Genomic DNA, 10,718 nt, shown 5'->3' with positions numbered 1-10,718 from the left:
CTGGCGGAGCAGTCGATCGAGCAGAACGACCAGGTGAAGAAGATCTCCTCCTGGGCGGCCATCATCTTCGCCCCGCAGCTGATCGGCTCCATCTACGGCATGAACTTCGAGCGCATGCCGGAGCTGCACTGGGCGTTCGGCTACCCCATGGCCCTCGGGCTGATGCTGGCCGTCGCCCTGGTGCTCTACACGCTGTTCAAGCGCGCCGACTGGCTCTGAGCCGGCGTCAGTCCAGGCCCAGCTCGTCCTTGCCGAACGCGTACAGGTAGGGAACGCCGGCCTCCTCGGCCACGCGCTCGGCGGCGCCGGTGGCGCGGTCCACGATCACGGCCACGGCCTGGACGTCGCCGCCGGCCCTCCGCACGCCCTCCACGGCGGTCAGCGCGGAGCCGCCCGTGGTGGAGGTGTCCTCCAGCACGACGACGCGGCGCCCGTCGACCCCCGGACCCTCGACCTGGCGGCCCATGCCGTAGGACTTCTGCGCCTTGCGCACCACGAACGCGTCCAGCGCGCGGCCCTGCGCGACGGCCTGGTGCATCATCGCGGTGGCCACGGGGTCGGCGCCCATGGTGAGCCCGCCCATCGTCTCGAACTCGATCCCGTTGTCCTCGAGCAGGCGCAGCATGACGCGGCCGATCAGCGGGGCGGCCTCGTGGTGCAGGGTCACGCGGCGCAGGTCCACGTAGTAGTCGGCCTCCTTGCCGGAGGACAGGGTGACGCGGCCGTGGACCACGGCCAGCTCCCGGATGAGCTCGCGGAGGCGCTCGCGGTCCTGCTCGGGCGTGGGGGCGGAGGGGGTCTGTGCGGTCATGCGCCCATGCTACGGCGGCGGCCGGGCCCCTCGACCGGCGCCGGGCGCGGGTCTAGCCTCGGACCATGACGGACCCGGCACAGCAGCACACGTCCCACCCCTCCGGCCTGCCCCTGTCCCACTGGCTCACGGTGGCCGAGGGCCTGCTCGCGGCGCGGATCGGCGCCAGCCTCGAGGAGCACGGCCTGACCCGCCCGCAGTGGCAGGTCCTGAACGCCCTGACCACCTCGCCCCTGTCCGCCGCGGAGATCCGCTCGGGCTTCGAGGCGGAGGTGCGCGACGCCGTCGCCGACCAGCTGGACGAGCTCGTGGAGGCCGGCTGGGTGACCGTGGAGGGCGAGCTGTTCACGCTCACCGCCACGGGCCGGGCCGCCGGGGAGCGCGTGGGCGAGGCCGTGGAGCGGCTGCGCGGGGACGCCACCGCGGACCTGCCCGCCGAGCACTACGGGATCACCGTGGCCACCCTGCGGGCGATCGCCCGGAACCTGGGGCACCCGGAGGCTTGAGGGGCGGGACGCCGTCCCCCGGGGCGGGCGCCCGGCCTACGCTGGGCGCATGCGTGAACTCCAGCAGCAGATCATCGCCGAGATGGGCGTGCGCCCCGAGATCGACCCGGCCGCCGAGGTCGAGGCCCGCGTGCGGTTCCTCGTGGACTACCTCGAGGCCACCGGCGCGACCGGGTTCGTGCTCGGCATCTCCGGCGGCGTGGACTCCACCACCGCCGGACGCCTGGCCCAGCTCGCCGTCGAGCGCCGCCGCGCGCAGCTTGGGGTGACCGACGCCGTCGCCCTCGGCGGTCCCGCGGTGGCCGCAGGGACCGCGCCCGGCGAGGCGCGTGCCGGAGCCGACGACGCCGCCCCCTCCCGCGAGGCCCCCCGGTTCACCGCGGTGCGACTGCCCTACCGGGCGCAGCGGGACGAGGCCGACGCGCAGGCCGCCATGGACTTCGTGTCCGCGGACCGGGAGGTCACCTTCGACATCGCCGGCGCGGTGGCGGGTGTGGCGGAGGAGTTCGCCGAGGCCGTGGGCGAGCCCATCACCGACTACAACCAGGGCAACGTGAAGGCCCGCATCCGCATGGTGGCGCAGTACGCGATCGCCGGCGCGCACGGGCAGCTGGTGATCGGCACGGACCACGGCGCCGAGTCCGTCACCGGGTTCTTCACCAAGTTCGGCGACGGCGGGGCCGACGTGCTCCCGCTGTTCGGCCTGGACAAGCGCCAGATCCGGGCCGTCGCGAGGGAGCTCGGCGCCCCCGAGCACCTGTGGAGCAAAGTCCCCACCGCCGACCTGCTGGACGGGAACCCGGGCCGTACGGACGAGGACGAGCTCGGCATGACCTACGAGCACATCGACGACTACCTCGAGGGCCGGGAGATCCCGGAGGCCGTCGCCGAGAAGCTGGAGGGGGTCTGGCTGCGCTCCCGCCACAAGCGCACCACCCCGGTCACGATCCACGACACCTGGTGGCGCTGAGCCCTCAGCGGCGGAAGGCCGCCCCCGGGTGGTCGTCCCGGAGGGTGTCCGCGCCGAGGATGCGCCCGCGCAGCGTGCCCGACGCCGGCCGGCCGCCCGGGACGCCCGGGCTCGCCCCGTCCCGCAGGTGCCCGCGCTCGCGCAGCACGGGGGTGACGTGCTCGGCGAAGGCCGGCAGGTCCACGCCGCGCAGCGCGTAGTCCACGTTGAACCCGTCCACCCCGGCCTCGGACATCCACCGCTCGAGCTCGTCCGCCACGGTCCGGCCCGATCCCACGATCACGGGGCCGCGGGCGCCGATCGCCATGAACGCGGCCAGGTCCCGCACCGTCCACGCACGGTCCGGGTCCATCGAGGTGAAGGACTGCAGCGCGGAGCGGTTGCCCTCGATCGGCACGTCCTGGAGCACGTCGTCCGGGGACAGGGCGGCGAGGTCGAGCCCGGTCCACCCGGCGAACAGGGCCAGGGCCGCGTCCTCGTCCACGTGGCGGGCGTAGTCGTCGAGGCGGGCGCGGGCGGCGTCGTCGGTGTCCGCCGCGACCACCGTGACCGAGGTGACGGCGCGGACCGCGTCCCGCGGGCGTCCGGCCCGCTCCAGGTGCGCCGGCAGCGCGTCCGTCAGGCGGCGCACGTTCTCCGGCGTGGTGCCGGAGAAGAAGAGGGCCTCGGCATGCCGGGCCGCGAACTCCAGCCCCCGCGGGGAGGAGCCTGCCTGGAACAGGAACGGGGTGCCCTGCGGGCCGGGCAAGGTCAGGCCCGGCCCCGGCACGGAGAACCAGCGGCCCTCGTGCCCGGCCCCGTGCACCCTCTCCGGGTCCAGGTAGACGCCGGCCGCGGCGTCGGCCACGAGCGCGCCGGGCGCGAAGGTGCCCTCCCACAGCGCGTAGACCACGTCCATGAACTCGTCGGCGCGGTCGTAGCGCTCGTCGTGCGGGACGAGGTCCCCCAGGCCCAGGTTCTCGGTGGCCGAGCGCTGGTAGGAGGTGACGATGTTCCACGCGATCCGCCCGCGCGTGAGGTGGTCCAGCGTGGCGAACCGCCGCGCCAGCAGGTACGGCTGCTCGTAGCTGACGGAGGCGGTGACGCCGAAGCCGATCCGCTCGGTGGCGGCCGCGAGCGCGCTCACCGCCAGCAGCGGGTCGAGCATGGGGTACTGCATGCCCTCGCGGATCGCGGTGGCGCCGGAGCCGTCGAACACGTCGTAGACGCCGGCCACGTCCGCGAAGAACATCGCGTCGAACCCCGCGGTCTCCAGCATGCGGGCGTGCCGGATCCAGAAGTCGAGGTCCCGGTACTGCTCGACGTCGGCGTCGGGGTGGCGCCAGATCCCGGTGGTCTGGTGGGTGGGGACCATCATGTCCAGGGCGCAGAGGAGCATGGGCTCATCCTCGCACCCCGGCCATGACCGGGGTCACCCCTCCACGCTCGGGCCTCCGCCCCGCCCGCTAGCCTGGACGGGTGAAGATCGCCACCTGGAACGTGAACTCCCTCCGTGCCCGCGCCGACCGCGTGGAGGCCTTCCTCGAGCGGCAGGACATGGACGTCCTGGCCGTCCAGGAGACCAAGTGCAAGGACGAGAACTTCCCCTGGGAGCTGTTCGAGCGCGCCGGCTACGAGGTCGCCCACCACGGGATCTCGCAGTGGAACGGCGTGGCGATCGCCTCCCGTGTGGGCCTGTCCGACGTGCAGCGGGGCTTCCCCGGCCAGCCGCACTTCGGCAAGGGCGGCAAGGACCCGCAGGAGGAGGCCCGCGCCCTCTCCGCGGTGGTCGGCGAGGAGGCCGACGGCGTCGAGCCGCTGCGCCTGTGGTCCCTGTACGTGCCCAACGGCCGCGGCCTGCAGGACGAGCACATGCCCTACAAGCTCGAGTGGCTGCGCGTCCTGCAGGAGCACGCCGCGGCGGAGCTTAAGGCGGACCCGCGGGCCCGCACCGCCTACGTGGGCGACTGGAACATCGCCCCGCGGGACGAGGACGTGTGGGACATCGAGATGTTCCTCCGCGACGGGTACACGCACGTCTCCGAGCCCGAGCGCGCCGCCTTCCGCGCGTTCGAGGAGCTCGGGTTCACCGACCCCGTGCGCCCGCGCCACCCCGGCCCGGACGTCTACACCTACTGGGACTACACGCAGCTGCGCTTCCCCAAGAACAAGGGCATGCGCATCGACTTCCCGCTGCTCTCCCCCGCGCTCGCCGAGACCGTCACGGACGCCTGGATCGACCGCGAGGAGCGCAAGGGCAAGGGCGCCTCGGACCACGCCCCCGTGGTCGTGGAGCTCGGCTGAGCCGGGGCACCCCCATGACGACGACGGCGCCCGCCGCTGCCCGCCCGCTCCCCCTCCGCGGGGGTCGGGGGTGAACGTCGCGGCGAACCTCCGCGTCTTCCAGCCGCTGTCCGCCTACCCGGACGCCGTGCAGGCCCGACTGATCGCGGCCGCGCACCTGACCCGCGCCGAGGTGGAGGCCGAGGCGCAGGCCCGGGCCCGGCGTCGTCTGCTGCGGCGCGTGGCGGACCCGTTCCCCGAGCCCGGGGAGGACGACCTGGTGCGCGTGCTGGAGGTCGGCGGGTCCGCGTTCTACTGCCCGGATGAGCTCGCGCTGCGCATGGAGATGGCCGCGGCCATGCTCGAGGAGGCCATGGCGCCGTCGGCATACGAGGCGGCCGTCCCGACGGCGGCGCGCGCCATGAACCGCGGCCGCGCCCTCGTGGCGCTCGAGGACGAGTGGGGCCTGACCCCCGGCGCGGACGAGACCGACCCCGGCGAGGGGTCGGAGGACGCGGTCGGCGGCCCCGAGCACCGCGAGGACGCCGGCGCCGCCGTCCGCGGGAGCCGCGGCCCGGACCAGGCCCACCAGGACGGCGACGGCACGAGCGGCACCCACCGGGTGCAGACCCGCACCGCCGTGTGGGGCGTGCCGCACGCGTGGCTGGGGGTGTTCGACCCGGAGGAGCCCGTGCGTCGGCTCGTGGACGGGGAGACCACGGCGTACCGGCGTACGCCCGTGGCCGCGGCCGTCGAGCGGGCCGGGCACGCCGCCGCGGTGCTGGCCCGGCACGCGCCGGACTCGGAGCTCCTGGGCGAGCTGGCCGTGATGATCCCGTGGCTGCAGGCGTTCCACCCGGACTCCGTGCTGGAGCTGGACTACGGCGGACTGACGCCCCACGTGTGGCCGGACGACTCCGCGTTCGACCTCTGGACGCTGATCGACGCCCTGGACGAGGGCGACGAGGCCAGCGCCGGGCTCGCGCAGGAGCGGCTCAACCGCCGGTGGGGCCGCGTCGGGATGCTGGCCCACGCGAACTGAGGGCGGGGCGGCGGCCGGACGGGCCCGTCAGCCCCGCGGCATCCGGCCCAGGAACGGGGCCGGATCCAGCGCCGGCTTGTTCGAGGCGGCCAGGCGCTCCTTCAGGTGCGGGTCCACGTCCCCCACGTAGAGCCAGCCCAGGAGCATCTCGTCGTCGGCGAGCCCGTGGGCGGCACGGACCTCGGGGGCGTCCGTCAGCAGGCCGGTGCGCCACATCACGCCCCAGCCTGCCCGCCACAGGGCGAGCTCCAGCAGGTGGGCGGCTCCGGCGGCGGTGGCGTGCTGCTCCCACTCCGGGACCTTCGGGTGCTCCGTGTGCTTCGCGACGACGGCGATCAGCAGCTCGGCGCGGAACGGCTTCTCGTTGCGCTCCCCCGGCTCCCGCTCGACGCCGGCGGCCGCGTCGAGGGCCTCGCCGAGCACGCGGCGGTCGTCCCCGCGCAACAGGATCAGGCGCCACGGCCGCAGCGCCTTGTGGTCGGCCACGGGGGTGACCGCGGCCAGCAGCCGGGCGATCTCCTCGTCCGACGGCGTCGCCGGGCCCACCTTGGACACGGAGCGGCGGGAGGCCATGGCCTGCAGGACGGGGTCGTCGAAGTGCTTCATGCCCCCATTGTGGGGTGCGAGGCGTCGCAGAAAGTAGTCGAGCCGGCCCTTGAAGAATTAGCTCGGGCGTGCGATCCTTACAACTCTAAAAGCAAATTTACCTACTACACTTAAAAATATAACCCCTTAAAGGTGGACACCACTTTGACACCAAGAGCAAAAACGCATCATATTGTGCCCAGGCGATACCTCAAATTGTTCGCAGATAGTCGAGAGAGAGTGAAAGTTCAACACTGCCACGGCGGTACATTTGTCTCAAATATTGCTAACGTGGCGGCGGAAAATCATTTCTATTCGGTATCAGAAATTGATGGGCAAAAAAGTGACGCCATGGAGGTGGCGCTTTCAAAATGGGAAGAGGAACTTTTTCCGGGAATCAGTGAAATAAGCAACTTAAGCGGGCCCTTGAGCGCTGACGGCAGGGAGCGCGCCGCGCTTTGGATGTCAATGCAACACCTACGATCCCGCCCGATGCGAGAACTTTCTCAAAAAATCGGCGAGTCCGTCATTGCGACTGAGGGTCTCCAATCTACGCGGGCCCAGCGGATTCAACAACTGCGTGAAGAGTCACCCGATCTTTCGGCGCATGAAGCAAAGAAAATTGTCGAAGAGGCGTATTCACTGGTTGTCCCACAAATGGTCAATTATGTGAACTCTGCAGAATTTCAGGCTCAAGGCTTGGATAATTATGTACACACGATTGCCGATGAATTATTAAGACGACGATGGATTGTTGTTAAATTCTATCGAAAATCCCTTGCGACAAGTGACGACCCGGTGAATCTTTTAAGCGACTCTATGCGCAATTTTGGAGTTAAACCAGCCGACTCCATCACGTTTCCGGTATCCAGAAAAGTGGCTCTAATATTAAGAAAAGAGCAGGGAGAAGATAAGCTCATCCAAGGTACGACGCAACTGGCCAAGTCGCTAAACCAGGAAACAATTCGCAGGGCTCATCAAATAATAGTTTTTCATCCGCAAGACGAGTCGCAGATCGGACTGCTTCTGTAACAGGTCTTACCGACCCGGCCTAGGCTTGACCCTATGATCACGCCCCGCCTCAGCACGCCGCCCTCGGAAGCCCGCAACCGTCCGACCACCCCGTGGTGGGTGGACGCGGTGATCTACCAGGTCTACCCGCGCTCGTTCGCGGACGGGGACGGCAACGGCATGGGCGACCTGCCCGGCGTCACCGCGCGGATCCCGTACCTCACCCGCCTGGGCGTGGACGCGATCTGGCTCTCCCCCTTCTACCTGTCCCCCCAGCACGACGCCGGCTACGACGTCGCGGACTACCGCGCCGTGGACCCGCGGTTCGGCACGCTCGAGGACGCGGACGCGATGATCGCCGCGGCCCACGAGGCCGGGATCCGCGTGATCGTCGACCTGGTGCCCAACCACACCTCCAGCGACCACGCCTGGTTCCAGGCGGCGCTCGCCGCGGGCCCCGGGTCCCCCGAGCGCGCCCGCTACCACTTCACGGAGGGCCGCGGCGAGCACGGCGAGCTGCCCCCGAACAACTGGGAGTCCACCTTCGGCGGCGGGGCGTGGTCCCGCGTGACCGAGGCGGACGGCACGCCCGGCCAGTGGTACCTGCACCTGTTCGACACCACGCAGCCGGACCTGAACTGGGAGAACCCGGAGGTCCGCGCGGAGTTCGAGGACATCCTGCGGTTCTGGCTGGACCGCGGCGTGGACGGCTTCCGCGTGGACGTGGCCCACGGGCTCATCAAGAAGCCGGGCTACCCGGACGCGGACCACACCCGCATGGGCATGGTCACCGACGCCGGCGAGGACCAGGACCCCGACTTCGACGTCGACGCGTTCGAGCCGGCCATGCCGTTCCTGGACCAGGACGGCGTGCACGAGGTCTACCGCCAGTGGCGCCGCGTGCTGGACTCCTACGAGCACGAGCCGATGATGGTGGCCGAGGCCTGGGTGTCCCCGCTGCCGCGCACCTTCCGCTACGTCCGCCCCGGGCACATGCACCAGGCGTTCAACTTCACCTACCTCATGGCCGGCTGGGACGCGCAGGCGCTGGACTCGGCCATCACGCGCTCCTTCGCGGAGGGCGAGAAGGTGGGCGCCCCGAACACCTGGGTGCTCTCCAACCACGACACGGTCCGCCACGCCTCCCGCTACGGCCTGTCCGACCCCACCGCCTACCCGGCCGGCATCACCGCCGCAGACGAGCAGCCGGACGAGGCCCTCGGCCGGCGTCGGGCGCGCGCGGCGGCCATGGTGGAGCTGGCCCTGCCCGGGTCGGCGTACATCTACCAGGGCGACGAGCTCGGCCTGCCCGAGCACACCACGCTGGCGGCCGAGCACCGCCAGGACCCGTACTTCTTCCGCACCGAGGGCGCCGAGCCCGGCCGGGACGGCTGCCGCATCCCCATGCCGTGGGCCGCGGACGAGCCGCACCTGGGCTTCACCGTGCACCCCGACGGCGCCCCCGCGCCCGCCGACGCCGCCGCGCCGTGGCTGCCCCAGCCCGCGGCGTTCCGGGAGCTGGCCGCGGACCGGCAGGTCGGCGTCGAGGGCTCGCACTTCGAGCTGTACCGGCACCTGCTGCAGATCCGCGCCGAGCTGGACCTGGGCACGGGCTCGTTCGCGTGGTCCGAGGAGCACCACCGCCCGGAGGAGGGCGTGCTGGCCTTCACGGTGACCTCCGGCGGGGGCCGTCACCTGGGCTCGGGCGAGCCGATCCCGGCGCGCACCGTCCTCGTGATGGCCAACCTCGGCGCCGAGCCCGTGGCCCTGCCCGAGGACCACAAGAAGGCGCAGTTCTCGCTGCCCGGCTCGGAGGCCCTGGTGGACGGCCGGCTGGCCCCCGACGCGGCCGCCTGGCTGCTCCGCCGCTGACCGTCGGGGCCGCGCCGGGTCCCGGCGCGGCCCCCACCGGAGTCTTTGCACTCAGCGGATGTGACATTTCACTCATCGGCATGCACCATGGTGCGTCCGATCACATCGGCCCACGAGTGAAAGCAGTCCCATGGCCAGTCACGGCACCACCACGAGCGCCACGCCCGAGAACCGCGAGCTCCATCGCGGCCTGAGCCAGCGCCACATCATGTTCATCGCCATCGGCACGGCGATCGGCACCGGCCTGTTCTACGGCTCGGCGGGCGGCATCCAGACCGCCGGCCCCGGCGTGATCCTCTCCTTCCTCATCGCCGGTGCCGCCGTCTACCTGGTGATGCGCGCCCTCGGGGAGATGACCCTGCGCGAGCCGGTCTCCGGCTCCTTCGCGGCCTACGCCTCCCGCTATCTCGGCCCCTTCGCGGGCTACGTCACCGGCTGGACCTTCGTGTTCGAGCTGGCCGTGGTGATCGTGGCGGACACCGCCGCCATCACCAAGTACATGGCCTTCTGGTTCCCGGACGTCCCGGCCTGGGCCTGGGTGGCGGCCACGATCCTCGTCATCGGCCTGATCAACATGACCCACGTGGGCAACTTCGGCGAGGCCGAGTTCTGGCTGACCCTGATCAAGGTCGGCGCCATCGTCGCCATGATCTTCGGCGGCGTCATCCTCATGTTCACCGGCGCCTCCTTCACGGACGGCACCCCGGCCGGCCTGAACAACCTCGTGGACCACGGCGGCTTCCTGCCCCACGGCATCCTCGGCGTCCTGACCGCCCTGACGATCGTGACCTTCTCCTTCGGCGGCATCGAGACCCTCGGCGTGGCCGCGGGCGAGGCCAAGGACCCGGAGCGGGTGCTCCCCAAGGCCATCAACACCGTGCCCGTGCGCATCCTGCTGTTCTACGTGGGCACCATGGTGGTCATCATGTCCCTCATGCCGTGGACCGCCGTGACCGGCGAGACCAGCCCGTTCGTGCAGATCTTCGAGGGCCTGGGCGTGCCCTTCGCCCCGCACATCCTGAACTTCGTGGTGCTGACCGCCGCGATCTCGGCCATCAACGCGTGCATCTACGCCTCCGGTCGCCTGCTCTACGCCATGGCGCACGACGGCCAGGCCCCCCGCGCCTTCACCAACACCAACAAGGGCGGCGTCCCGTGGCTCAGCGTGGTGGTCATGCTGGTGGTCATGGTGCTCGGCGCCATCCTCATCACCGTGGACCCGGACTCGTTCGGCCTGATCGCCGGCGTCGCCTCGTTCGCCGTGGTGTTCACGTGGGCCATGATCTTCCTCTCCCACCGCGCCATGCAGAAGCGCGTGAAGGAGCAGGGCGCCGCGCCGTCGCCGTTCCCCATGCCGGGCGGCGCCGTGGGCACCTGGCTGGGCCTCGGGTTCGTGGCCGTCGTCGTGATCACGATGGCGACCATCCCGGACTCCCGTCAGGCCCTGATCATCGGCCTGGTCTGGGTGGTCGCCCTCACCGCGGCGTGGTTCGTCACCGGCGTGCGCAAGTCCGCCGCCGTGCACGACCGCACCGGCCAGCTCCCCGTGGTGCGCGCCCGCGACTGACGCCGCATCCGCGCGTCCCACCCGCCCGGACCGTCGGGCGCGGCGAGGGCCACCCCCCCGGGGGGCCCCCCGGCCCGGGGGGGCCCCCCCCG

General features: G+C 71.3%; 11 protein-coding genes. 8 read left to right on the top strand and 3 right to left on the bottom strand.

What is annotated here, in order from left to right; all coding sequences use genetic code 11:
• Positions 1-219: CorA family divalent cation transporter (locus tag Q4D18_RS03735; protein ID WP_303125956.1), on the top strand; the 219-nt coding region annotated here is incomplete at its 5' end.
• A 7-nt stretch (positions 220-226) separates the two neighbouring features.
• Here Q4D18_RS03735 and pyrE read toward each other — a convergent pair.
• Complete coding sequence (pyrE, locus tag Q4D18_RS03730) at positions 227-811, bottom strand: orotate phosphoribosyltransferase (protein ID WP_303125955.1); 585 nt, start codon at positions 809-811, stop codon at positions 227-229.
• 65 nt (positions 812-876) lie between these two features.
• Between pyrE and Q4D18_RS03725 the strand changes: the two genes are divergently transcribed.
• Positions 877-1,317: a MarR family winged helix-turn-helix transcriptional regulator gene (locus Q4D18_RS03725; protein ID WP_303125954.1), complete on the top strand. Its 441-nt coding sequence runs from the start codon at positions 877-879 to the stop codon at positions 1,315-1,317.
• Positions 1,318-1,366: 49 nt separating this feature from the next.
• Positions 1,367-2,287, top strand: a complete 921-nt coding sequence (gene nadE, locus Q4D18_RS03720; protein ID WP_303125952.1) for an ammonia-dependent NAD(+) synthetase — start codon at positions 1,367-1,369, stop codon at positions 2,285-2,287.
• Positions 2,288-2,291: 4 nt separating this feature from the next.
• On the opposite strand, the gene Q4D18_RS03715 is transcribed toward nadE, so the two are convergent.
• Entirely contained in the window at positions 2,292-3,665 is a 1,374-nt protein-coding gene (locus tag Q4D18_RS03715) for an NtaA/DmoA family FMN-dependent monooxygenase (protein WP_303125950.1), read from the bottom strand.
• 80 nt (positions 3,666-3,745) lie between these two features.
• On the opposite strand from Q4D18_RS03715, the gene Q4D18_RS03710 reads away from it, so the two are divergent.
• The gene (locus tag Q4D18_RS03710) at positions 3,746-4,570 is read left to right on the top strand and encodes an exodeoxyribonuclease III (RefSeq protein ID WP_303125948.1); all 825 of its coding nucleotides are present in this window, start codon (positions 3,746-3,748) and stop codon (positions 4,568-4,570) included.
• Between the two features lie 70 nt (positions 4,571-4,640).
• Positions 4,641-5,591 (top strand): hypothetical protein, encoded by a 951-nt coding sequence (locus tag Q4D18_RS03705; RefSeq protein WP_303125945.1) that lies wholly within the window; start codon positions 4,641-4,643, stop codon positions 5,589-5,591.
• Between the two features lie 27 nt (positions 5,592-5,618).
• On the opposite strand, the gene Q4D18_RS03700 is transcribed toward Q4D18_RS03705, so the two are convergent.
• Positions 5,619-6,197 carry a nitroreductase gene (locus Q4D18_RS03700; RefSeq protein WP_303125942.1) on the bottom strand — a complete coding sequence of 193 codons (579 nt, stop codon included), beginning with the start codon at positions 6,195-6,197 and terminating at the stop codon, positions 5,619-5,621.
• A 132-nt stretch (positions 6,198-6,329) separates the two neighbouring features.
• On the opposite strand from Q4D18_RS03700, the gene Q4D18_RS03695 reads away from it, so the two are divergent.
• The 3 genes from Q4D18_RS03695 (at position 6,330) to Q4D18_RS03685 (ending at position 10,626) form a co-directional block, all read left to right on the top strand.
• On the top strand, positions 6,330-7,208 hold the full coding sequence (locus Q4D18_RS03695) for a DUF4238 domain-containing protein (protein ID WP_303125940.1): 879 nt from the start codon (positions 6,330-6,332) through the stop codon (positions 7,206-7,208).
• A gap of 33 nt (positions 7,209-7,241) precedes the next feature.
• Positions 7,242-9,059, top strand: coding sequence for a glycoside hydrolase family 13 protein (locus tag Q4D18_RS03690; protein WP_303125938.1), 1,818 nt, complete (start codon positions 7,242-7,244; stop codon positions 9,057-9,059).
• 130 nt (positions 9,060-9,189) lie between these two features.
• Entirely contained in the window at positions 9,190-10,626 is a 1,437-nt protein-coding gene (locus Q4D18_RS03685) for an amino acid permease (protein WP_303125937.1), read from the top strand.
• The last annotated feature ends 92 nt before the right edge of the window (positions 10,627-10,718 follow it).

This window comes from Micrococcus sp. (genome assembly GCF_030523875.1).
GTDB lineage: Bacteria > Actinomycetota > Actinomycetes > Actinomycetales > Micrococcaceae > Micrococcus.
The sequence above is the reverse complement of the archived record's forward strand: the minus strand, read 5'-3'. Positions and strand labels throughout refer to the sequence as shown.

Coding starts and splice junctions, on each gene's coding strand:
- pyrE (WP_303125955.1), bottom strand. CDS start 811: ATGACCGCACAGACCCCCTCCGCCCCCACGCCCGAGCAGGACCGCGAG.
- Q4D18_RS03690 (WP_303125938.1), top strand. CDS start 7,242: ATGATCACGCCCCGCCTCAGCACGCCGCCCTCGGAAGCCCGCAACCGT.
- Q4D18_RS03700 (WP_303125942.1), bottom strand. CDS start 6,197: ATGAAGCACTTCGACGACCCCGTCCTGCAGGCCATGGCCTCCCGCCGC.
- Q4D18_RS03725 (WP_303125954.1), top strand. CDS start 877: ATGACGGACCCGGCACAGCAGCACACGTCCCACCCCTCCGGCCTGCCC.
- Q4D18_RS03685 (WP_303125937.1), top strand. CDS start 9,190: ATGGCCAGTCACGGCACCACCACGAGCGCCACGCCCGAGAACCGCGAG.
- nadE (WP_303125952.1), top strand. CDS start 1,367: ATGCGTGAACTCCAGCAGCAGATCATCGCCGAGATGGGCGTGCGCCCC.
- Q4D18_RS03715 (WP_303125950.1), bottom strand. CDS start 3,665: ATGCTCCTCTGCGCCCTGGACATGATGGTCCCCACCCACCAGACCACC.